This is a genomic window from Streptomyces sp. NPDC002054, assembly GCF_040296685.1.
Taxonomy (GTDB): domain Bacteria; phylum Actinomycetota; class Actinomycetes; order Streptomycetales; family Streptomycetaceae; genus Streptomyces.
The window spans coordinates 112,404-134,471 of sequence record NZ_JBEOXT010000026.1; the positions used below are offsets into that span (position 1 = coordinate 112,404).

Genomic DNA, 22,068 nt, shown 5'->3' on the forward strand with positions numbered 1-22,068 from the left:
CGCGTGAGCAATATGGGCAAAACCCCAGCTCAGGGCAGGGGTATGAGCTCCACCGGGAAGCCGTTGAGGACGGCGGTCCCGGACAGCGGGTCCAGTCGGCTGCCGTCGAGCAGTTGGTTCACGTTGACCCCCGGCTCTGCGGAGGCGGCGGACAGCCGGGTGCCGGGCCGGTCGTGGCCCCAGCCGTGCGGCAGGCTGACCACACCGGCCCGCACACTGTCGGTGATCTCCACCGGGGCCTCGAGCGAGCCCCCGTCGGCACTGATCCGGGCCGCCTTGCCGTCCACGAGTCCCAGCCGGGCGGCATCCAGCGGGTGCACCTGAAGGGTGCACCGGTTGGAACCTCCGGTGAGGGCCGGGACGTTGTGCAACCAGCTGTTGTTGGACCGCAGGTGCCGGCGGCCGACGAGCACCAGGGCAGCGGGGCGTTCCGCCAGCGCCGCGCGCAGCCTGGGGAGTTCGGCGGCGATCGGTCCCGGCAGCAGCTCGATCCTGCCGCTGCGCGTCTTGAGCACGCCCGGGAGCCGGGGCCGCAGCGGGCCCAGGTCGATGCCGTGCGGGTGCGCGAGCAGCCGCTCCAGCCCGAGCCCGCCGTCGGCTGCGGCGTGGTGTGTATGGGAGTGGTGCGTATGGGAGGGGCCGAAGCCGAACCGGTCCCCGTACGGGCCGAGTCGGAGCATCATGTCCAGCCGCCGCTCCGGCGCGGAGCTGCCGGCGAGCAGGCCGGCGAGCCGGTCCGGGTCGGCGCCGTGCAGCGGCGATCCCGGATCGGCTACGGCCTTGGCCAGGCTGCTGCGGATCGCCAGGTCGTCCACGGCGGCCGGGGCGGCGCCGTGCATGCCGGACACGGCGAGGATCAGGCGTGCATGGATCTCGCACTCGTCCAGCCGGCCCTCCTCCAGGGGGACGGCTGCCGGGCTGAAACGGGCCTGGTTGCGTACCGCGAACCCGTTGAACGCGAAGTCGAAGTGCGCGCTCTGCGAGGGCGGCGGCGGGGGCAGCACCACATGTGCGTGGCGGGAGGTCTCGTTGAGGTAGGGGTCCACCGAGACCATGAAGTCCAGGCCGGCCAGGGCGGCGTCGAGGCGATGGCCGTCGGGCGCGGACAGCACCGGGTTGGCGGCGATGGCGATGACCGCGCGGATGCGGCCCTCCCCCGGGGTGTCGATCTCCTCGGCGAGGGCGGCGAGGGGGAGTTCGCCCTTGGCCTCGGGGTGGCCCGACACCCGGCTGGACCAGCGGCCGAGCGCGAAGCCCTTGCCCGGACCGGCCGCCCGGGGCGCGGGGGCGGTCGCGGAGAGCGGGAAGAGGGCTCCGCCCGGCCGGTCGAGATTGCCGGTGAGGATGTTGAGTACGTCGACCAGCCAGCTGGCGAGGGTTCCGTACTCGACCGTGCAGCTGCCCATTCGCCCGTACACGGCGGCGGTGCGGGCGGCGGCCAGCTCACGGGCGAGCGCGCGGATCTCTCCGGCCGGGAGGTCGCAGGCGGGCGCGACCTCCTCGGGGGTGAAACGGGCGAGGGCTTCGGCGAGTTCCCGGAGGCCCCCGTCGAGTAGCTCCGTCAGCGGGCCGGGGTCGGCGAGCTTCTCCTCGAGCAGGGTGTGGGCGAGGGCGGCGAGCAGCAGGGCGTCGCTGCCGGGCCGGAGCGCGAGGTGACGGTCTGCCAGTCGGGCGGTCCGGGTCCGGCGCGGGTCGACGACCACCAGGGTGCCGCCGCGGGCCCGCAGGGCCTTCAGCCGGCCGGGGAAGTCGGGGGCGGTGCACAGACTTCCGTTGGATTCGACCGGGTTGGCACCGAGGAGCAGCAGGAAGTCGGTGCGGTCGAGATCCGGGACCGGGATGGCGAAGGGGTCGCCGAACAGCAGCCCGCTGGAGACGTGCTTCGGCATCTGGTCGAGGGTGCTGGCGGTGAACAGGTTGCGAGTGCCGAGGGCCTTGAGCAGCAGCGGCGGGTAGAGGGCCCCGGCCATGGTGTGCACGTTGGGGTTCCCGAGGACCACGCCGACGGACTGGGCTCCGTACTCCCGGACCAGGCCCGGGACAGCGGCGGCGACGGCCTCGTACGCCTCTTCCCAGCCGGCCTCGCGGAGTTGCCCGCCGCGCCGGACCAGCGGGGTCCGCAGCCGGTCGGGGTCACCGTCCACCCCGCCGAAGGCCGCGCCCTTGGGGCAGATGAAGCCGCGGCTGAAGATGTCCTCGCGGTCGCCGCGGGCGCCGGTGACGGTGGTGCCGTCGAGGGTGAGGGTGAGTCCGCAGGTGGCTTCACAGAGCGGGCAGATGCGCAGGGCGGTGCGGGGAGCGCTGGGCATGGGCCCTCCTGGGGGCGGCAGGCTGCGGCACGCGGGCACGCCGAGCATACCGACCGGTAGGCACGGCCGGGAGGGTCCGGCGGAGCTCAGTCCAGGACGCGGGCGAGATAGGCCTGCATCATCACCCGGGTTTCGTCGACGATGTCCTGGTCACCGGCCGGGTCGGAGCGGAAGGCCAGCTGGATCAGGGCGTCGGTGGCCTCGACGGCAACCAGGACGGCACGCCGCAGGGCGGTGTCGGGGGTCCGCTGGAGGTGGCCGCAGAGGAGTTCGGTGAGGCGGGCGGCGACCAGGTGGTTGGGGTCGGCGGGCGATTCCTCGGCCGGCGGCGCCGGCACCCCGAAGTCGACCAGGACGAAGCCGGGGACGGTCCGCTTCATGGCGAGGTACTCGTCGAGCACGGCGTCCACGACGGGCCGCCAGTCGGTGGCCGGGAGCAGGGCCAGCCGGTCGGCGATGCCCTGGGCGTAGCGGTCGAGGTTGCGGTGGGCGAGGGCGTCGGCCATGGCCCGCTTGTTGTCGAAGAACCGGTACACGGAGCCGATGGGTACGCCGGCCCGGAGGGCGACGGCGCGGGTGCTGAGGTTTTCGTAGCCGGTCTCGTCGAGCAGCTCGGCACAGGCGTCGAGGATCCGGGCGAGCCGGTCGGCACTGCGCTGCTGGACCGGGGCGCGGCGGAGGGGACGGGCGGGAGGCAGGGGGGACACGGAGTCCATCATGCCGCTCCTCGAAGTCGATCAGTTCAGCAGGAGTCCGATTCCACCGATGGTGTAGATGATCATCAGCGCGAGCATCGGGAGCTGCCCGGCGACGGCCCGGGCGGGCGGGAAGAGCCGCACGGAACGGTCGTGGGCGGCGATGACACCGAGGACGTGACCGGTGACGACGGCGATGACCTGGAGGGCGGCCAGGCCGCCGGGACCCAGGGGTGGAGCGGGTTCGGGGGCGTTGTCAGTGCCCAGTGCCACGATTACTGTGCGTGTCCCTTCGGTCACCAGAAGGGAGAAGTAATGGGCGACGAGATAGCCGAGGGCGATCGGCAGCAGTGAGTGCGCGAAGGCGGTCAGGGGTCCGGGGAGCGGGCCGGAGACCAGGCGGGTGGCCGCTGCGCAGACGCAGTAGAGGGCGGCGACGAGGGCGATGGAGCCGAGGAGTCCGAGGGTGGCCGTGGGGGTGCGGCCGAGGGGGGAGGTCTGGACGGTATTGATCCAGGTGGGCGTGTCGGAGAAGCCGTCGTAGGCGGTGGATCCGAGCAGGACGCAGACGGTGGCGACGAGTCCGGGCTGCTCGGGCGTCCCGTCGAGCCCGTGGAAGGGATTACGGATCACCAGGCGGCCGTCGCTGCGGCGGCCGAGGGGGGAGAGCCGGGACAGGAGCACGGAGTACGCCTCGAAGGCGTCTCCGTGGGCGAACCAGCGCTCGCCGTAGCGCGCGGCGAGCAACAGCTGGGCGGCGGCGTAGCAGAGGACGGCAGTCAGGAGGGTGGTGGTCGATGCGGGGTCGGGGGCGACGAGTTCGAGCCAGGTGAAGCCGAGCAGTCCGAGGGCGGCGGGCCAGGTGCCGAGGCGGGCCGGGATCGGGCGGCGGGCGGGAGTCGGGCCGGCGGCAGCCCGGCCACCCGCGCCCCGGCCCCGGAGCCGGATCCGGATCCGGATCCGGATCCGGGCGAGGAGGCGGTGCAGGGTGCGCAGCGGGCTGAGGAGGCGCCAGACGGGGCCGAGCAGGAGGGAGGCCGGGACCAGACCGACCCAGAGGAGGACGTAGACGGCTCCGGGCGCCGGGTTCCGCTCGGGGTCGTCGGGACCGAGGAGGAGGTGCAGCAGGACGAACAGGGCCGCGGCGAGCCCGGCCACCCGCAGGGCGGTGCGGGTGAGAGGGGCATCGGCGAGGCGTTCCAGGCGGGCGGGCAGCGGGCGGCCGGACCGGTCACCGCGGAACCGGGAGGTGGACCAGAGCAGACCGAGGGCGAGGAAGGAGACGAAGAGGGCGGTGAAGGCACCGGCGAACGCATAGAAGGGAGAGATGGGCAGATCGTGGCTGGACCCCACACCATGGGCAAGGACCTGGCCGAGGTCCACCCGGAGGCCGTCCCCGGGGACGGCCTCCGGGCCAGGCCCGAAGCCGGGGTCGGTGACGGCGCCAGGGACGAAGCCAGGGCCGGACTCGGGACCGGATCCGAGGCCGGGGTCGAGGCCAGTGCTGGAGCCAGGGCCGAAGCCGGCGCCTGAGCCGGGGTCGGGACCGGAGCCGGGGCCGGAGCCGGAGCCGCCGGCTGGCGCCCGGGCCGGGCTCGGGAGGGGGCCGCTTGGCCTCATTCGGTCACCGGACCACTAGCTGGGTGAGGACGAGGCCGGACTCGTGGGTTTCGACCTCGAAGAGGCCCGTGCGGTCCACGGTCAGGACCAGGGTGGCTTCCTGGCTCGGGGGCAAGGCCAGTTCGCGGTCGTAGCCGTGGACGTGCAGGGTGTCGGCGCGGTCGCTGGTGACGCGCAGGGCAACGCGCTCGCCGCGCTTGAGCTCGGTGCGGCCGGGAGCGGGGCTGACCTTGCCGTCGCGGACGGCGACCGTCAGGGTCCGGTCCGCCTCGGGGGCGCCCGGGGCCGGGGTGCCCGGGGGTGTTGGGGTGCCGTGGGTGTGGCCCGGGGTGGCACCCGGGGCGGCTGCGGTGAGTTGCGCCGTGGCCTGGACCGGCGTGCCCGCGACCGCCCAGGCGGTGTGGTCGTCCGCGTACAGGCGGACGGTCAGGGTGTGCGGGCCCGGCGGTACCTGCGCGGCCGGCAGGTGGTGCCAGGGGCCGTACAGCCGGGCCAGCTTCCGGCCGTCGAGCTCCAGGTGGGCGTGGCCCGCGCCCGGGAGGGCCGCGCCGCCGGTGCTGCCGGGGGTGAACCGGAAGTTCTGCACGGCGAGTTCGAGGTTCCAGCCGTCCTCGGTGTCGGGGCGGACGGTGAGGCGGACCTCGGGGGCGCCCGCGGCGGGGACCTCTCGGTGGCGGTGGCCGGCCGCGTCCGTGGTGTCCAGCAGCCGGCCGGTGCTGCCGGAGGCCTGCTCGTGGCTGGTGCCGGGCTTGTGGTGGGTGGTGGGCCGCCCGCCGCAGCCCGCCGCCGTGGCGCCCGCGAGGAGCAGCGCGACGGCCAGCAGGGCCGCCGAGCGGCGGCCCCGGCCGGGCCGCCCGGGTCGGCGGGGCGGGCCCGGCGGCGTACCGCAGGCCCGGCCGGCCGGCCGGCCGCCCGCGGCTGGGCAGGTCTGGCAGGCGGGCTGCCCGGCCGGGGCTGTCGCCTCGGCCAGGCTCTCGGGGGCGGTCACGCCGCTCCCCCGAAGGAATCGCCGCTCGCGGCGTGGCCGCCCCCGGCTCCGCCGAGGGTTCCCCCCGGAGCACCGCCTTCGGCTCCGCCCAGGGTTCCCGCAGCGCCGCCCCCGACTCCTCGTCCGGCTCCTCGTCCGGCTCTTCCCCCGGCCCCGCCCGCGGCTTCGCTCCGAGCGCCTCCCCCGGCCCCGCTCGCGGCTCCACCCCGAGCGCCTCCCCCGGCTCCGCCCGGGGCCGTGCCCGGGGTCGTGCCCGGGACGGAGCCGCGGGCCGGGCCCGCGGTGGCGACTGCGCTCAGGGCCGGGGTGGGGCCGGACGGGACCGGGGTGCGGTCGCCGGCGGGGTCCTCGCCCGGGCCGCCGGGGCTGCCGCTCACCCGGCCGGGGCCGGGCCGGGCTGCGGCGATCACGGCCCACAGCACCCAGACCACGGCCACCAGCCCGCGGAGCCAGGCCGGGCTCAGCGGAATCCAGGGGACCATCAGGACCGCCTTGTCGAAGGCGTCGAGCAGGGTCAGTCCGCCGAGGAGGAGGGTGAGCCGGGCGAGCCAGGGGCGGTCCGGGCGCAGGGCCAGGCCGATCCCGGTCCACCACAGGCCCAGCAGGAGCAGGGCGAGGGCCGGTACGAAGGTGCCGGTCAGGGGCATGGTGGAGCCCGCCACGTCCAGGGCCAGGCCGGCCAGGCCCAGCAGGGAGGCCACCGTGGCCAGGCGGCTGCCGCGCAGCCGGCGCCACCACAGGACGCCGCCGACCAGCAGCAGCACCACGGCCACCGCCAGGGCCGCCTGTGTCTCCACCCGTTCCAGGCCGCGGGCGCCGTACCAGTCGCAGCCGGCCGGCAGCCGGCGGGCCTGGACGTTGTAGTCGGCGCAGACGAGCAGCTGGATGAGTTTCACCGGCTCGCCGACCAGCCGGGCCGAGGCGCCGGAGACGTCCCCGCGGGCCTTCCCGCACTCGGGGAGGGTGCCCGGGCTGGACCCGTCCGGGCCGTTCTGCCAGCAGTTACCCTTGCCCTGTCCGTCCCACCACACGTCCATGCCGTTGGGGCGGGAGGCGCCGGCCTTGTCCTTGCCGAGGACGTTGCCGGCGTACCGGTTGTGGTGGGAGGTGTCCGCCTGCTTGGACCAGGCCGACTCCCCCCGGATGAAGGCGGGGACGGCGCTGAGGAAGAACCCGGCGCGCCGGTGTCCGTACACCCAGTTGTTCTCGTAGATGTTCCAGTTGCCGCCCGCGGTGATGATGCCGGTGCCGGGGGGCATGGAGATCTGCGGGCAGACCACGCCCTGCTCGTAGCCCCGGTCGATGGGCGGTTTGGCGCAGGTGCCGTCGGCCACGTGGCGGTAGTAGTCCTGGTTGTTGTCGTGGATCAGGTTCCGCTCGAACTTGGCGTGGTTCTGCGGGAGTCCGGGGTGGCCGGGGAAGGCGCTGTCCATGGAGGCGCCGCCCATGTTCTGGTCGAACTCGTTGTCGTGGACCCAGACGGAGTCGCCGGCGGTGCCGGAGTAGCCGACCATGTTGTGGTGGCTGCGGCAGCCGGTGATCTCGATGGAGTAGCGGGGCACGTCGTAGCCGCGGCCCTCGTTGATGTTGGAGGCGCTACCCGGGTAGATGCCGGAGTCGCCGTTGCCGTAGGACTCGCAGTTCTTGTAGAGCCCGTGGTCGCTGGCGAAGGTCAGGAAGCCGTATTCGTCGTTCCAGCGGGTCAGGACGTCGTCGATGACGAAGCCGTCGCCGGCGAGCACGTACAGCGAGTTGAAGGTGGTGCGCTGGGCGGTGAAGTTGCGGAAGTAGATGCCGTTGGAGCGGTCCGCGCGGAGCCCGTTCAGCTTCTGGTACTTGGCGTCGATGACCACGTCCAGCCGGGAGGCTCCGGTGCCCTCGATCTGCAGGTTGGTCTTGCCGAGGATGGCGACGAGGTTCTGGTTGTGCCGGCACTGCACCTGCTGCTCGTAGCTGAGGATCTGGTACCCCAGGGAGGAGTCGGGCGCCTTCAGTGCGGCGCACTCGCCCGTCGGCTTGGGCAGTGAGGGCTCCTCCTCGTAGAGGCCGGGCAGGATCGCGATGTTCATGCCCGGGCGGTCGACCTTGTCGACGGCCTCCTGGAGGTGGCGGAAGCCGCTCTGCTCGCAGCGTGCGAAGAGGGCGAGGTTGCGCTGCCTGAGCTCCTCCGGGAAGCCGGCGATGCGCTTCTCGAACGCGGCCCGGTCGGTCTTGCAGACGACGAGGTCGGGTTCGGCCTTGCGGTACTCCGGTACGGATCCGGAGCCGTCGGGGAAGGTGACCGGCCGCTCCTCGTGCGCCTGCGCGGCGGGCGCGGCGAGGAGCAGGGTCAGGAGGGCGAGGAGGGCGGCGAGGAGAGCCGCCGGAACGGCAGGGAACCTGCGGGTCCACGACATGCGCGAGAGAGTAGAGCAATGCTCATCTTTTCGGATCCCCCGTGCACCACCTTTTCTCCACACCACCCGCCCCCGTCCGCCGTTGACGCCACGGCCGCGGAATCCTACTGTCGGCCATAGGATTCCTTCGACGGAGCGGGAGCGGATGCATGAGCAGCGGTAGCAGCGGCGGCGGCAGCGGCAGCGAGCAGGCCGGGAAGACGGCTGAGGGCCTGGAGTACCTCACCGGCTTCGGCAACGAGCACAGCTCGGAGGCCGTCCCCGGCGCCCTCCCCCTCGGCCGCAACTCCCCCCAGCGCGCCCCCCTGGGCCTGTACGCCGAACAGCTCAGCGGCAGCGCGTTCACCGAGCCGCGCGCCCACAACCGCCGCTCCTGGCTCTACCGGATCCGCCCCTCGGCCGCGCATCCGCCCTTCACCCGCATCGACAACGGCGGCCTGCGCACGGCTCCCTTCACCGAGACCGTCGCGGACCCCAACCGGCTGCGCTGGAACCCGCTGCCCGACCCGGCCCCCGGCACCGACTTCCTGGCGGGCCTGTGGACCCTCGGCGGCAACGGCGACGCCACCCAGCGCGCCGGCATGGCCATCCACCTCTACGCCGCCAACGCATCCATGACCGACCGGGTGTTCAGCGACTCCGACGGCGAACTGCTGATCGTCCCGGAGCGCGGCGGACTGCTGCTGCGCACCGAGCTCGGCCTGCTCGCCGTCTCCCCCGGCCAGATCGCGCTGATCCCCCGCGGGGTCCGGTTCCGCGTCGAGCTGCTGCCGGCCGCCGACGGCGCGCCGGCCCGCGGGTACGTCTGCGAGAACTACGGCATGCCCTTCCAGCTGCCCGACCTCGGCCCGATCGGGGCCAACGGCCTCGCCGCCGCCCGCGACTTCCAGGCACCCGTCGCCGCGTACGAGGACGTCGAGCGGCCGACGGAGGTGGTCAACAAGTTCTGCGGCAACCTCTGGTCCGCGACCTACGACCACTCCCCCCTGGACGTGGTCGCCTGGCACGGCACCCACACCCCGTACGTCTACGACCTGCGCCGCTTCAACGTCCTGGGCACCATCAGCTACGACCACCCGGACCCGTCGATCTTCACGGTGCTGACCTCCCCCTCCGACACCCCGGGCCTGGCGGGCGTGGACTTCGTGGTGTTCGCCCCGCGCTGGCTGGTCGGCGAGGACACCTTCCGGCCGCCGTACTTCCACCGGAACGTGATGAGCGAGTACATGGGCCTCATCGAGGGCGCGTACGACGCCAAGGCCGAAGGGTTCGTGCCCGGCGGCGGCTCGCTGCACAACATGATGTCCGCGCACGGCCCGGACCGGGAAACCTTCGACAGGGCGAGCGCCGCCGAGCTGAAGCCGCAGAAGATCGACGACGGGCTGGCCTTCATGTTCGAGACCCGCTGGCCGATCACCGCCACCGCCCAGGCGGCGGGCGCGGACCACCTTCAGCGCCGTTACGACGACGTCTGGCAGGGTCTGGAGCGGCACTTCCGCGCCTAGGATTCCTGCACACCGCAGGCCGCACACCGCCCCACCCGTACGGAGAACCGCCGTGACCGCCTTCGCACCCGACTCGCTGGTACTCAACCGGAAGCTGCCGCTCTGGTACCAGGTGTCGCAGTCACTGCGCGCCTCGATACTGGGCCGCACCCCGGACGCCTCGCTGCGCCTGCCCACGGAGGAGCAACTGGCCGAGCACTACGGGGTGAGTGTGCTGACCATGCGGCAGGCCCTCAAGGAGCTGGAGCAGGAGGGCCTGATCAGCCGGCACCGGCGGCGCGGCACCTTTATCGAGCCGGGGGCCCGGCGCAGCGCCCCGGTACGGCTGCTGGGCTCGGTCGACGCGATCGTGGCCCAGCAGTCGGGCGAGCGCACCACGGTGCTCGGGCAGGAGCGGGGGCCGGTCCCGGGGGACCTCGCCGAGTACTTCCCGGATGCCGCGGAGCTGGTCACGTACCGGCGGCTGCGCCGCGACGGCACCACGGGTGAGCCCACCAACTGGGCGGAGAACGCGGTCCGGCCGGAGCTCGCCGCGGCGGTGGAGGCGGCCGATCTGGAGCGCTGGCCGATGACCAAGGTGCTGCGGGACGTGGTCGGCGTGCGGATCAGCCGGATCACGGACACGGTGGAGGCGCGGCTGGCCGACCCGGCCACCGCCGAGCTGCTGGACGTACCGCTGCTGAGCCCGATCCTGCACTACACGGGCGTGACGTACGACGAGGACGGCCGGGTGGTGGACGTGGCGCGGATCCGGTACCGGGGCGACCGGTTCTCCTTCACCGTGACCATGGACGCGCACTGAGCCGTCCTTCTGCCTACTTCTCGTCGTCCTCGGCTCCGCGCTCGCCCTCGGCCTGCGACGGGGTGGTGCGCATGGTCTGCGGGTGCTGCCGCTGCCGGCGCTCCTTCTCGTCCATGTCGTCGTCGAGTCGTTCGCCTTCGGCCTGCGACGGGGTCGTGTATTCGTCGTACTGGCTCATGGCCGCCTCCTCGGTCGGTACATGTGCGTACAAAAGGAGCGTAGCGTGCCGGTACCGGGGATGACCCCCTAGCATCGGCGCCGTGAGCGACGACGCGCTTCTGCTGGACGATCTGATGCCCTGGTCGGTGGCCCCGCTGAGGCTGGGCCGGGCCTGGCCGGCCGCCGCCGATCCGGCGACCCTGCGGGCCCGCTGGGCGGCGCTGACCTCGGCCGAGGGAGCCGAGCGGGAGCGGCTGTTCCGCCCGAGCCGGACCCGTACGCCGGCCGCCGGGGCGGCGGCGCTGCCCGGGCAGCGCACCCGGACCGGGCGGTTCGCGCACGAGCCCGGGGAGTGCCCGGAGCCGGTGCGGGTGCTGTCCGGGCCGTTCCACGAGGAGTGGCTGCTGCCGGACCAGCGGCTCATCGACGCCGCACGCCCGGAGCTGTGGCGGGTCCGGGACGCCCAGCAGCTGTTCCTCATGGACGATCTGGTCAGCGCACACCTGCCGGCCGGGCGGCTGGGCCGCGTACGCCCGCTGCACCGGCGCCCGGCCGGCGCCGAGCCGAATCTGGCGCCCGGCCTGCTCGACTTCCTGGGCGAGCGGTACCGGACCTGGGTGACGCCAGAGGACCTGCTGTCCTGGGTACTGGCCACGGGCCGCCCGGGCCCGCGCGGGTACGAGGTCCCGCTCGCCGGCGATCCCGAGCGCTGGCGGGCCGGGCTGGAGCTCGGCCACCGCATCCTGACCGTCCAGCTGCGCGGCGCCCGGGGCGGGGAGCCGCCGAGGCTGCCGGGCGGGCGCCGGCCGTACGTACGGGCCGCCGTGCCGGCCCGGCCGGACGGGCCGGCGTACGACCCCGAGACCGAGACCCTGCACCTGGGCTCCGGGCAGATCTCTCCGGTCCCGGCCGGGGCCTGGGAGTACGAGGTGCGCGGGGTCCGGGTGCTGGAGGGCTGGTTCGCCGCCCGGACCGCCTACCGCACGGCGGAGGGGCTGGAAGCGCTCGGGCCCGCCCAGTGGCCGCAGGAATGGACCTCGGAACTGCTGGGCCTGCTGACCACCCCTGTCCCTGCTGGCCGAACTCGCCCCGGAGCGGGCCGCGTTCGAGACCGGCCCGGCCCTTGCGAGGGGCGACCTGCACAGCGCGGGCGTGCTCCCGCCACCGCACTGGTCCCGCCGCCCGGCCTCGGTCCTGGAGCACCAGGAGGAGGGCCCGGGCGGACAGTTCGCCCTGCCCCTCTGACAACCCGCGGACCTCAACGCGCCGTCTAGCCCCACCCCGCCAGCAGGCGTTCCATCGAGCGGTCGAAGGCGGCGTCGAGGTCCGGTGCGACGACCTCGGGGGTGGCGGCCGAGAGGGCCGAGGCCAGCAGGGGGTACTCCCCCGTCGCCAGCCGCGAGCCGAGGTAGGCCGTCCGGGCCCGGCGCTCCGCGTCCTCGCTCCACGGCAGGGTCCTGGCCCGCTCGGCCATGGCCAGTTCGTTGGCCGCGTAGGCGGCCACCGTCCCGTTGACCGCGGCAATCAGCTCCAGCTTCTCGCCGGGCGGGACGTCCAGCGGCGCCAGGCAGGCCAGACAGTGCTCCAGGTACCGCAGCGCATGCGGGCTGAAGCCGTACACGGGGGTCAGCAGGCCCGGCAGCCAGGGGTGCCGGTGCATCAGTTGCCGTGTCTGGCGGGCCAGTCCGGTGAAGTCGGCACGCCAGTCCCCGGTGGGCGCGGCCAGTTCGTACTCGCCGCTCACCGCATCGACCATCAGCTCGTACAGGTCCTCCTTGCGCGGCACGTAGTTGTAGAGCGACATCGTCCCGGCGCCCACTGCAGCCGCGACCCGCCGCATCGACACCGCCTCGATGCCCTCCGCGTCGGCGATTTTGACCGCCTCCGCCGCGATCGAGTCGCGGGTGTGGGCGGGCCGGGGCCCGCGGCCGGTGCGCGGCGGGCGGGCCCAGATCACCTCGGGTTCAGCGGAGCGCCCGCTGGCTGTCATCGGTCATCACCTCGTTCCTCGCCCACCATCCTAGTTACGTACAGCGTACGTAGTCCGGTATGGTCACCCACATGACTTCTACGTACGCTGTACTGAGTGAGGGTCTGGAGAAGCGGTTCGACGAGGTCCACGCCCTGCGCGGGCTCGATCTCGCCATCTCCGAGGGCACCGTCTGCGGACTGCTCGGCCCCAACGGCGCCGGCAAGACCACCGCCGTCCGCATCTTCGCCACCCTCACCGCACCCGACTCCGGCACCGCCACCGTGGCGGGAGTGGACGTGGTCCGCGCCCCCGCCGCCGCCCGCAGGCTGATCGGCGTCACCGGCCAGTACGCCTCGGTGGACGGGGAGTTGACCGGCCGGGAGAACCTGCGGCTGTTCGCCCGGCTCGGCGGGCTCCGGGGGCCGGCAGGGCGGGCCCGCGCCGACGAACTGCTCGACCGGTTCGGACTCGCCGAGGCCGCCGACCGGGTCGCCGGGACCTGGTCCGGCGGGATGCGCCGCCGCCTCGACCTGGCCGCCGGGCTGCTCACCCGCCCCCGGGTGCTGTTCCTCGACGAGCCGACCACCGGCCTCGATCCGGCCGCCCGCGAGCAGATCTGGACGGCCGTCCGAGCCCTCTCCGCCGAGGGCACCACGGTGCTGCTGACCACCCAGTACCTGGAGGAGGCGGACCGCCTCGCCGACGACATCGTGCTGATCGACCGCGGCCGGGCCGCCGAGACCGGCACACCCGAAGCCCTCAAGGCGCGGATCGGCTCCGCCGCGGAGGTCACGGTGGCCGGCCCGGAGGCGCTGCCCGGCGCGGCTGCGGTGCTGGACCGGCTCACCGGCGGCCGGCCGGTGCTGGACGAGGAACGGCTGACCGTCGGAGTGACGGTGCGCGATGCCGCCCTGACCCTGCCTCAGGTCGTACGGGCCCTGGACGCGGCCGGGGTGCCGGTCACCGACGCCCGGCTGCGCCCGCCCACCCTCGACGAGGTGTTCCTCCGCCTCACCGCCCCCACCAAGGCCCCCACCAAGGAGTACGCGACATGAGCAGTGTTCTCGCCGACGGCACCGCCGTCCTCGGCCGGCAGCTGCAGAAGGCTCGGCACGCACCGGCCCTGCTGATCCTCACCCAGACCATGCCGATCACCATGCTGCTCTTCTTCGGCTACGTGTTCGGCAGCGCGCTCGCCATGCCCGGGGCCGAGTACCGGGAGTTCCTGGTGCCCGGGCTGCTGGCCGCAACCGCCGCGAACGGCCTGATGACCGGCATGTTCACGGCCGCACAGGACGCCCACCGCGGGGTGATGGACCGCTTCCGGACGCTGCCGATGAGCCGGGCCGCGGTCCCGCTCGGCCAGACCGGCGCGGACCTGCTGACCACGGCGGTGGCGATGGTTCCGCTGATGCTGGTGGGGCTCGCCATGGGCTGGCGGGTGGAGAACGGACTCCCGGGAGCGCTGGCCGCCCTCGGCGTGCTGCTGCTCTTCCGCTTCGCCACCGCCTGGGTGGGCACGTACCTCGGCCTGATCAGCCGGAGCGAGGAGGCGGCCGGTCAGCTCGGCAGCGCCACCTTCGTCCTGCCGATGCTGTCCAGCGCCTACCTGCCCACGGCCGGGCTCCCCGGCCCGCTGCGCACGGTCGCCGAGTGGAACCCGATCAGCGCGGTGGCCACGGCCGTCCGCGAGCTGTGCGGGAACGCGGGCGGCGAGGCCGCGGCGGGCGCCGCCTGGCCGGCCGCCCATCCGGTCGCCGGGGCGCTGTGCTGGTCGGTGGCCCTGCTGGTGCTGTTCGTACCACTGGCCGCGCGCCGGTTCGCGCGCGGCCACGGCTGAACCGGCCACGACTGACCGGCCACGGCAGAACCGGCACCGGGACGGGGTGACAGATCCGGGTGCCAACCGGTAGGCACGTCTTCCATGGACATCCAACCGCTCCCGTTGGCCGGGATCACCGTCGTCGCCGTCGAACAGGCCGTCTCGGCCCCCTTCGCCACCCGCCAGCTCGCCGACCTCGGCGCCCGGGTGATCAAGGTCGAGCGCCCCGACGGCGGCGACTTCGCCCGCGGCTACGACACCGCCGCCCACGGGCTGGCCTCGCATTTCGTCTGGGCCAACCGGGGCAAGGAGTCCATCGCCCTGGACCTGAAGGAGCCGCGCGGCCGGGAGGTCCTGGAGCAGCTGATCGCGGGGGCGGACGTCTTCGTGCAGAACCTCGCCCAGGGCGCGGCAGCCCGGCTGGGCCTCGACGCGGCCTCGCTCACCGCCCGCTACGAGCGGCTGGTCGCGGTGGACGTCTCCGGATACGGCGCGGAGGGCCCGTACGCGCACAAGCGGGCCTACGACATGCTGGTGCAGTGCGAGGCGGGGCTGGTCTCGGTGACGGGAACGCCCGCGGAGTCCGTCAAGTCCGGCATTCCGGCGGCCGATATCGCCGCCGCGATGTACGCCCTCTCGGGGGTACTGGCCGCCCTGCTGCGCCGCGGTGTCACCGGACGCGGCGGCCCGGTGGAGGTGTCCATGCTGGACGCGCTCGCCGAGTGGATGGGGCATCCGCTCCACCACACCATGCACGGCGGGGAGCAGCCGCCGCGTACAGGCCTCGCCCACGCCGTGATCGCCCCGTACGACGCCTACCCGACGGCGGACGGAAGCCGGGTGCTGCTGTCGGTGCAGAACGACCGGGAGTGGCGTCGGCTGGCGGAACAGGTCCTGGAGCGGCCGGAGTTGGCGGAGGATCCGGAGTACGCCACAAATGCGGCGCGGACCGCCAACCGGGAGAAGACCGATGCGGTGGTGGCCGAGGCGGTGTCCCGGCTCGGTGCGGCGGAGGCGATCGAGCGCCTGGAGGCGGCAGGCATCGCCTGTGCGCGCCTCAACTCGGTGGCGGATCTGGCCGGGCACCCCCAGCTGGCGGCACGGGACCGCTGGCGGGAGGTGGACTCCCCGGCCGGGCCGTTGCGGGCCCTGCTGCCGCCGATCGTACTGCCGGGCGGCGCGGCACCGCGGATGGGTGCGGTGCCGGCGCTCGGCGAACACACCGACGCCCTGCTGCGCGCCCTGGGGATGACGGGCGCGCAGATCACGGCGCTGCGCCGGGACGGTGTGGTCGCCTGAGACCTGGACGGGGGTGCGTCGGGAGGACGGGGACGGTGTTACGAACGGCGGCTGCCGAAGAGGGTGCGACGCAGTCGGCGCAGCGGCGCGAACAGCGCAACGCGCGCACTCCGGCTCCGCTGGACGTGCGTGTGGTCGCGCGACGTGAGTTCACGCATCAGCAGGGTCGCCTCGGCCGCCTCGTGCTGCGGGACGGCTGGGCCGCCCAGCACGGCGAGATGGCGGTCGAGTCGCGAGCTGGTCGCGCTGCTCCCGCAGGTGATGGCAGGCACGCGAGGCGGCCTGCTGCGCATTGCTATCTGTTCCATGTCTCTCCCCGTACAAGGACACCCGGCCCGGGCAGGGTAAACCCTATCGCCCCCGCGTCGCAGTCGGGTATCCCGGTCGTGTGAATTACCCCTACTCCGAGCGGGAGTTGACGATTACTCAGCGGAGTCGATCGTCACTCTCCGCACAAATCGGCCGGTTTGGAGAGTTTCTGCGCGAGCGGCGCCACATCACACGAACTCGGATAACGTGGAGTGATCGCGTCCTTACGGGCAGCGGGCGGGGCCGGCTGATGGAGCTGAGGGGGTCTCGGGTGAGCGGAACACCGGGCGGAACGCCGGGCGAGAGGCCGAGCGGCACACCGGAGGGCGGACGCCTCGTCGCGGGCCGGTACCGGCTGCTGGGACCGCTGGGCGAAGGCACCACCGGGATCGTCTGGCGGGCCCGGGACGAGATCCTGGGCCGCGAGGTGGCGGTGAAGGAGGTCCGCGCTCCGGCCGGGACCGACCCCGCGGCGGCCCGGGAGCTGTACGCCCGGGTGGAGCGGGAAGCCGGCGCCGCGGCCCGGATCACCCACCGCGGGGTGGTCAGGGTGCACGACGTGGCCACCGAGGAGGGCCGGCCGTGGATCGTGATGGAGCTGATCCGCGGGCTGTCGCTGGCCGAGGTACTGGCGGCGGACGGGCCGCTGTCCCCGCAGCGGGTGGCACACCTCGGCGAGCAGCTGCTGGTCGCGCTGCGTTCTGCGCACGAGGCGGGGGTGCTGCACCGGGATGTGAAGCCGTCCCATGTGCTGGTGGGCAATGACGGCCGGGTGGTGCTGAGCAACTTCGGGCTGCTGCGGCCGTCCGGTCCGGAGCCCGAGTTCCTGGCCCCCGAGCGGCTGTCCGGGCGGGAGCCGGGGCCGGAGTCGGATCTGTGGTCGCTGGGCGCGCTGCTGTACGCGGCCGTGGCCGGGGCCGCGCCGCCGCCGCTGCGCGAGGGCGCGGCGGGCCTGGCCGCGCCGGCCGGGGCGGGCCCGCTGGCGCCCGTACTGGAGGGGCTGTTGCGCCGGGATCCGGCGGACCGGCTGCCGGTGGCGGAGGCCGCCCGGATGCTGCGGGTGGTGGGCGCGGGCGGTCGGGTACGAGCCTCCGACGGGCCGGTGTCGGACCCCGCGCGGGCGACGGCCGACGGCCGGGCCGGGGATGCGGACGCAAGGGCGGGTGGCGGTGGGTCCCCGGCGCCGGTACCGCCGGAGGAGGCGGTACCGCGCCGGGCCGGCCTGGTGCTCACGGCCGGGGTGCTGGTGCTGCTGGCTGCGCTGGTGGCACTGATCTGGCTGATCGCCTACTGAACTGACCCCTGAAGAGTCAGAGCTCAGGCGGCGTTGGTGAAGACGGGCAGGTAGCCCCCGGACTGGCCGGCGGCGGTGGGGTGGTACGACTCGCCGATGTTGGTCCAGTTGACGCTGTGCAGCCAGGCACTGCCGGAGCAGATCTCGTGGCCGGTGAAGGCGCCGACGACCGAGGCGTAGGTGAAGCCGTGGTCGGCGGCGCGCTTGGACAGGGCGGTGTTGAGGTAGTCGGCCGCGCCGTTGATGGCGGCGCGCTCCCCCTCGGAGAGCCCGGCCAGGCAGTTCCCGTTGAGCTTGTAGAAGCGGGGATAGCCGATGACCACCACATGGGCGGCCGGGGACCTGGCCGATATGGCGTTGTAGACCTGGTCGAGTTTGCCGGGCAGGGTCGTGTCCACGTAGGCCTTGGCCTGGTTGACGCGGTTGATGCAGGAGGACTCGGACTGCAGCACACAGGTCGTCATGACGTCGGAGAATCCGGCGTCGTTGCCGCCGACGGTGATGCTGACCAGGTCGGTGCCGCTGTTCAGCGGTCCGAGCTGGTTGGCGAGCACATCACCCGTACGGGCGCCCGAGCAGGCGGTGAAGGCGAAGGTCTGCGGGGAGTGGGCGGCGGCCCAGAGCGCCGGGTACGCGCGGCTGGTCCGCTTGCAGTTCCCGCTGCCGCTGTCGTAGTTGCCGGCGCCGACGCCGGAGGAGTACGAGTCGCCGAGCGCGACATAGCCGAAGTCGGCCTGCGGCGCGGCGGCGGCCGAGGAGGCACCGAACAGGGCGGCGCCGGCGGCCAGCAGCAGTGCGGAGGTTAACGAGGCGAAGCGCGACAGTCTCATGGATGCGGCTCCTTGTGGGGGTGGTGGGGGGGGTACCGACGAATGCGTCGAGTTACGTCGTACAAGGAGCCGGAGGGTTCTGGAAGTGTCCATGCCAAGAATGTTCGGCGTGGGGATGGGGAGGGTGATCCGGGCGGAATCTTCACTGCGGAAGCCGTTTGAGGACGGAAGTTGCCCACCCGATCCAGCGAACGAACCGGGGAAACACGGGTGCACGAGGGCACTCCGTGCCGGATCATGGGCGCCATGTCAGTCACCGCAGACGACCCACAGCACGCGCTGCCGATCCGGCTCAACGTGGATGACAGCGATTCACCGTCGGACGTGGTCGACGCGCTGTTCCTCGGCCGGTTCGCCTCCGGCGAGCAGCCGTACTCGCACAGCGTCACCATCGAGCGGGTCAAGGCCGGAGCCACCCTGCTGCCGCCCTCGGCCTCGGTGCTGCGCTCCGCCCGCGACACCGACCGCAGCGCCATGCTCGCCGAGGGCGAGGGCTGGACCATGCTGGTGTCGCGCTGGAGCCGGGGTGCGGATGTGACGGTGACGGCGGTCAGCGACGAACTGGCCTCCAGCGTGCTCGGCGAGGCCACGGACGGGGCTCAGGACGAGCCCGAACCGCAGCCCGAGAACGTCACCATGGGCTTCTGGTACGTGTCCCCGCGGCGCGGCCCGTACCGTACGACGCGGCAGATCGCGGCCGGCACCTGGGCGGAGGTCCGGCCGAACTACACCGCCCCGGTGGCCACGGCCATGGACCGGCTGATGAAGGTGACCCCGGACGACATCGCGGGCCGGCTGCTGCTGCTCCACGGACCGCCGGGAACCGGCAAGACCTCGGCGCTGCGGACGCTGGCCCGGTCCTGGCGGGACTGGTGCCAGGTGGACTGCGTCCTGGACCCGGAGCGGCTGTTCAACGACGTCGGCTACCTGATGGACATCGCGATCGGCGAGGACGAGGGCACGGCCAAGGGCCGTTGGCGGCTGCTGCTGCTGGAGGACTGCGACGAGCTGATCCGCGGCGAGGCCCGGCACACGGCCGGCCAGGCGCTGTCCCGGCTGCTGAACCTGACGGACGGTCTGCTGGGGCAGGGCCGCAACGTGCTCGTCGGCGTCACCACCAACGAGGACCTGGAGCGGCTGCACCCCGCAGTGGTCCGGCCCGGCCGCTGCCTGGCCCGGATCGAGGTCGGCAAACTCACCCACGACGAGGCGGTGGACTGGCTGGGCTCGGACGAGGGCGTATCCCGCGAGGGCGCAACCCTGGCCGAACTGTTCGCCCTACGCCGCGGCGCAGGCCCGGCAGCAGTCCTCCCACCCCAGCCCCACAGCCCGGCAGCGGGCCTGTACCTCTAGCACGGACGGTGTGGGCAATCGTCCCGCAGGGCGGGACGGGTGGGCACACCGGGACCGCCGCCAGCAGCTCTCACCCCGCCCTGCCCGCAGCCCCGTACCCCTGGGTTACCGCCCGTAGCGCGCCCGAAGCGCATCCAACGCGGCAGCCTCGGCCTCGTCGAAGGTGAGGCCAAGGCGTTGGGCCCGCTCCGCATACACCTGCGCCGCGCCCGCGGCTTCGCGGGCCGCCGCGTCACCCGCCGCCGCGACGAACGTGCCGTGCCGGCCCCGCGTCTCGATCACCCCGTCCGTTTCCAGCGCCCGGTACGCCTTCGCCACCGTGTTCGCCGCCAGGCCCAGTTCCTCCGCCAGCCCGCGGACCGTCGGCAGCTTGAACCCCGTCGGCAGCCCGCCCGACCGTGCCTGCTCCGCGATCTGCGCGCGCAGTTGCTCGTACGGGGCCACAGCATCGGCCGCCCGGTCCAGGGTGATCTTCAGATTCGTCGAGGTCACACGGCAGATTGTGCGCCATCGGCCCGGAAATTCGGAGGCGGGTGGCCGGACGTGGCGCATACCGTCCGGCCCATGACCGTACTTGTCCGGGACCTCCGCCCCGCCGACCCCGCCGATGTGGAGGCCTTCGTCCGGGTGCGCCGTGCCGCCCTGCCGTTCATGATCGCCACCCCGGAGATCACCGGCTTCGAACTGGCCTGCGCCCACCCCGCCAAGCGCTACCGGCTACTGGTCGCCGAAACCGCGGCAGGGGAGGTCATCGGCACCGCCCAGGTCGGATTCGCGTACGAGAGCCCGGAGCCCGGCCGGTCCTTCGCCAACACCTACGTCCACCCGGACCGCCGGAGTCTCGGCGCCGGCACCGCGCTGCTGCGCGCCGCGGAGGCGTACCTCGCGGCCGAGGGCGCCGCCGAGCTGTTCGTCTGGGTGCTGGACGAGCCCGCCAACCGGGCCTTCGCCGAGCGCCACGGCTACCGGGCCGGCCGGTCCGCACACTTCCTCCGGCTCGACCTGGCGAACGGGACCCTGCCCCCGGTGCCGGAGCTGCCGGCCGGTGTGGAACTGCGGCCCGCCTCGGCCTTCGCCGCCGACCCGCGCCCGGTGTTCACGGTGGACGCGGAGACTGTGGCCGACGAACCGAGCGATGTGGGCACTGAGCTCGACTTCGGCGACTACCAGCATTGGCTGCGGTACACCTGGAACCATCCCGCCCTCGACAAGGAGCTGACCATGGTCGCCCTGGTCGACGGCGAGGTCGCGGCCTTCACCGCCGCCCACACCGACGGCGCCGGCCGCTACGGCACGGCCATGACCGGCACCCGGCGCGCGCACCGCGGGCGCGGCCTGGCCAAGCTGGCCAAGGCCGCCTCCCTGCACCGGGCCCGGGCGGCCGGCTACACCGAGGCCTTCACCGGGAACGACAGCGGGAACGGCCCGATGCTCGCGATCAACCGGTGGTTCGGGTACGAGATCTGCGCCGCCGAGGCGCGCTATGCAAAGCACCTGACGAGGAGTACGGAAGCATGAGGAAGTTCCTGGACGTGGTGCTGGTCAAGGCCGGCCGGACCAAGATCCGATACAAGGCGGGGCTGCTCGTCGACGACGGCACCCGGATCAGCGTCCGCGCGCCCTGGGCCGCCCCGGACGCCCGCGACTTCGGGTTCGTCCGGTTCGAGCCGGGCGACGTGTTCATCGAGCACTACTGGCGGGACCGCTGGTACGCGGTCAAGGAGGTCCGGACCGGCGACGACGACCTCAAGGGCTGGTACTGCGACATCACCCGCCCCGCGGTGGTGCGCGAGACGGACGGGCCGACCGAGCTCGTGGTCGAGGACCTCGACCTCGACCTGTGGGTCTCGGCGGACGGGTCCGACGTACGACGCCTGGACGAGGACGAGTTCGCGGACAGCGGGCTGGCCGGGCGGGACCCGGAGGCGGCCCGGCAGGCCCTCGCCGCCCTCGACGAGCTGGAGCGGATCGCCAAGGAGGGCGGCCTGACCGGGCTGCTGGACTGACCGGGCTCGGTCAGTCCAGGTGCTTGCGGTAGTGGAAGCGGTCGTACGGGCCGTCGACCCGGCGTTCCACCAGCTCGTACCCGTAGCGCGGGTAGAGCTTCCGGTTCTCCCACATCAGGGCGTTGGTGTAGAGCCGGATCTCGGGCAGGCCCAGCTCGCGGGCCCGGGCCTCGGCAAAACCGAGCAGGGCGCGGCCCAGTCCGGTGCCATGGGCGTCCGGATGCACGGCAAGGCTGTCAAGGAAGAGATGGTCCGCTGCCGGCACCAGCACCACCAGGCCCGCCACCGGCTCTCCGAGCACGAAGACGTGCCCGGCGGCGACCTCGGCCGCGTGATCGGCGTCCATCGGCGCGGGCCGGATCCCGATCCGCTCGATATAGGGGTGGTACGCGGCATCGGTCACGGCACGCACGGCCGGCACATCCGCAGCCCGGGCGACCCGGGGCAGGGGCGAAACGATCATGTGGGCCACGCTATCTGTCGGCCCGCTTAGCGCCTCCTTAAGCGGACCCTAAAGATCGGCCTCCGGGCCCCGGAACGGGCGAAACCCGTGGCCGGAGTGGCTAGCTTGGCCGGGCCAGGGAAGGCCGGAGGCGGCGCCGCGACCCATGGGTTGGGGACGAAGAAGAAGACCGGGTCCTTGGTGAGGATCTCGCTCGACGGCTTCAGCGCCGAGGAGAACATCCAGTACACCGGGAAGACGAACACC

Annotated in this window: 21 protein-coding genes and 1 pseudogene; 11 read left to right on the forward strand and 11 right to left on the reverse strand. The window is 73.4% G+C overall.

Features of this window, described 5'->3' with window-relative positions; genetic code table 11:
* Positions 1-29 precede the first annotated feature (29 nt).
* The 3 genes from ABT123_RS23615 to ABT123_RS23625 form a co-directional block, all read right to left on the reverse strand.
* Positions 30-2,309: a molybdopterin oxidoreductase family protein gene (locus ABT123_RS23615; RefSeq protein ID WP_351317955.1), complete on the reverse strand. Its 2,280-nt coding sequence runs from the start codon at positions 2,307-2,309 to the stop codon at positions 30-32.
* 86 nt (positions 2,310-2,395) lie between these two features.
* A complete protein-coding gene (locus tag ABT123_RS23620) occupies positions 2,396-3,025 on the reverse strand; it encodes a TetR/AcrR family transcriptional regulator (protein ID WP_351318005.1) in 630 nt (209 codons plus the stop codon).
* A gap of 21 nt (positions 3,026-3,046) precedes the next feature.
* Positions 3,047-4,387: a hypothetical protein gene (locus tag ABT123_RS23625; RefSeq protein WP_502971028.1), complete on the reverse strand. Its 1,341-nt coding sequence runs from the start codon at positions 4,385-4,387 to the stop codon at positions 3,047-3,049.
* Between ABT123_RS23625 and ABT123_RS23630 the strand changes: the two genes are divergently transcribed.
* Positions 4,343-4,537 carry a hypothetical protein gene (locus tag ABT123_RS23630; protein ID WP_351317959.1) on the forward strand — a complete coding sequence of 65 codons (195 nt, stop codon included), beginning with the start codon at positions 4,343-4,345 and terminating at the stop codon, positions 4,535-4,537. The two genes, ABT123_RS23625 and ABT123_RS23630, sit on opposite strands and share 45 nt — an antisense overlap.
* A gap of 91 nt (positions 4,538-4,628) precedes the next feature.
* On the opposite strand, the gene ABT123_RS23635 is transcribed toward ABT123_RS23630, so the two are convergent.
* Entirely contained in the window at positions 4,629-5,447 is an 819-nt protein-coding gene (locus ABT123_RS23635; RefSeq protein WP_351318007.1) for a cupredoxin domain-containing protein, read from the reverse strand.
* A gap of 161 nt (positions 5,448-5,608) precedes the next feature.
* Positions 5,609-8,008, reverse strand: coding sequence for a right-handed parallel beta-helix repeat-containing protein (locus tag ABT123_RS23640; protein WP_351317961.1), 2,400 nt, complete (start codon positions 8,006-8,008; stop codon positions 5,609-5,611).
* Between the two features lie 149 nt (positions 8,009-8,157).
* Between ABT123_RS23640 and hmgA the strand changes: the two genes are divergently transcribed.
* Together hmgA and ABT123_RS23650 are read left to right on the forward strand one after the other, a co-directional pair.
* Entirely contained in the window at positions 8,158-9,513 is a 1,356-nt protein-coding gene (hmgA, locus tag ABT123_RS23645; RefSeq protein ID WP_351317963.1) for a homogentisate 1,2-dioxygenase, read from the forward strand.
* Between the two features lie 52 nt (positions 9,514-9,565).
* Positions 9,566-10,315, forward strand: a complete 750-nt coding sequence (locus ABT123_RS23650; protein ID WP_351317967.1) for a GntR family transcriptional regulator — start codon at positions 9,566-9,568, stop codon at positions 10,313-10,315.
* A 13-nt stretch (positions 10,316-10,328) separates the two neighbouring features.
* On the opposite strand, the gene ABT123_RS23655 is transcribed toward ABT123_RS23650, so the two are convergent.
* Positions 10,329-10,493 carry a hypothetical protein gene (locus ABT123_RS23655; RefSeq protein ID WP_351317969.1) on the reverse strand — a complete coding sequence of 55 codons (165 nt, stop codon included), beginning with the start codon at positions 10,491-10,493 and terminating at the stop codon, positions 10,329-10,331.
* A 115-nt stretch (positions 10,494-10,608) separates the two neighbouring features.
* Here ABT123_RS23655 and ABT123_RS23660 point away from each other — a divergent pair.
* A pseudogene (locus ABT123_RS23660) lies at positions 10,609-11,719 on the forward strand (type ISP restriction/modification enzyme).
* Between the two features lie 25 nt (positions 11,720-11,744).
* On the opposite strand, the gene ABT123_RS23665 reads toward ABT123_RS23660, so the two are convergent.
* On the reverse strand, positions 11,745-12,464 hold the full coding sequence (locus ABT123_RS23665) for a TetR/AcrR family transcriptional regulator (protein ID WP_351317971.1): 720 nt from the start codon (positions 12,462-12,464) through the stop codon (positions 11,745-11,747).
* Positions 12,465-12,535: 71 nt separating this feature from the next.
* Between ABT123_RS23665 and ABT123_RS23670 the strand changes: the two genes are divergently transcribed.
* The 3 genes from ABT123_RS23670 to ABT123_RS23680 all read left to right on the forward strand — a co-directional run bounded on the left by ABT123_RS23670 (position 12,536) and on the right by ABT123_RS23680 (position 15,567).
* Positions 12,536-13,501: an ATP-binding cassette domain-containing protein gene (locus tag ABT123_RS23670; protein ID WP_351317973.1), complete on the forward strand. Its 966-nt coding sequence runs from the start codon at positions 12,536-12,538 to the stop codon at positions 13,499-13,501.
* Positions 13,498-14,286 (forward strand): ABC transporter permease, encoded by a 789-nt coding sequence (locus ABT123_RS23675; protein ID WP_351317975.1) that lies wholly within the window; start codon positions 13,498-13,500, stop codon positions 14,284-14,286. Before ABT123_RS23670 ends, ABT123_RS23675 begins: the two co-directional genes overlap by 4 nt.
* A gap of 84 nt (positions 14,287-14,370) precedes the next feature.
* Positions 14,371-15,567: a CaiB/BaiF CoA transferase family protein gene (locus ABT123_RS23680; protein WP_351317977.1), complete on the forward strand. Its 1,197-nt coding sequence runs from the start codon at positions 14,371-14,373 to the stop codon at positions 15,565-15,567.
* Between the two features lie 38 nt (positions 15,568-15,605).
* On the opposite strand, the gene ABT123_RS23685 is transcribed toward ABT123_RS23680, so the two are convergent.
* The gene (locus ABT123_RS23685) at positions 15,606-15,875 is read right to left on the reverse strand and encodes a hypothetical protein (RefSeq protein ID WP_351317979.1); all 270 of its coding nucleotides are present in this window, start codon (positions 15,873-15,875) and stop codon (positions 15,606-15,608) included.
* 272 nt (positions 15,876-16,147) lie between these two features.
* On the opposite strand from ABT123_RS23685, the gene ABT123_RS23690 reads away from it, so the two are divergent.
* On the forward strand, positions 16,148-17,170 hold the full coding sequence (locus ABT123_RS23690; protein WP_351317981.1) for a serine/threonine-protein kinase: 1,023 nt from the start codon (positions 16,148-16,150) through the stop codon (positions 17,168-17,170).
* A 23-nt stretch (positions 17,171-17,193) separates the two neighbouring features.
* Here ABT123_RS23690 and ABT123_RS23695 read toward each other — a convergent pair whose 3' ends face one another.
* Positions 17,194-18,000 carry an SGNH/GDSL hydrolase family protein gene (locus ABT123_RS23695; protein WP_351317983.1) on the reverse strand — a complete coding sequence of 269 codons (807 nt, stop codon included), beginning with the start codon at positions 17,998-18,000 and terminating at the stop codon, positions 17,194-17,196.
* Positions 18,001-18,246: 246 nt separating this feature from the next.
* On the opposite strand from ABT123_RS23695, the gene ABT123_RS23700 reads away from it, so the two are divergent.
* Positions 18,247-19,353 carry a DUF5925 domain-containing protein gene (locus ABT123_RS23700; protein ID WP_351317985.1) on the forward strand — a complete coding sequence of 369 codons (1,107 nt, stop codon included), beginning with the start codon at positions 18,247-18,249 and terminating at the stop codon, positions 19,351-19,353.
* 105 nt (positions 19,354-19,458) lie between these two features.
* On the opposite strand, the gene ABT123_RS23705 is transcribed toward ABT123_RS23700, so the two are convergent.
* Positions 19,459-19,845: a GntR family transcriptional regulator gene (locus ABT123_RS23705; protein ID WP_351317987.1), complete on the reverse strand. Its 387-nt coding sequence runs from the start codon at positions 19,843-19,845 to the stop codon at positions 19,459-19,461.
* 72 nt (positions 19,846-19,917) lie between these two features.
* On the opposite strand from ABT123_RS23705, the gene ABT123_RS23710 reads away from it, so the two are divergent.
* Positions 19,918-20,871 carry a GNAT family N-acetyltransferase gene (locus ABT123_RS23710; protein WP_351317989.1) on the forward strand — a complete coding sequence of 318 codons (954 nt, stop codon included), beginning with the start codon at positions 19,918-19,920 and terminating at the stop codon, positions 20,869-20,871.
* Positions 20,868-21,359, forward strand: coding sequence for a ribonuclease FAU-1 family protein (locus tag ABT123_RS23715; RefSeq protein WP_351317991.1), 492 nt, complete (start codon positions 20,868-20,870; stop codon positions 21,357-21,359). Before ABT123_RS23710 ends, ABT123_RS23715 begins: the two co-directional genes overlap by 4 nt.
* A gap of 10 nt (positions 21,360-21,369) precedes the next feature.
* Here the strand turns inward: ABT123_RS23715 and ABT123_RS23720 are convergent, their stop codons facing one another.
* Complete coding sequence (locus tag ABT123_RS23720; RefSeq protein WP_351317993.1) at positions 21,370-21,822, reverse strand: GNAT family N-acetyltransferase; 453 nt, start codon at positions 21,820-21,822, stop codon at positions 21,370-21,372.
* Between the last annotated feature and the right edge of the window lie 246 nt (positions 21,823-22,068).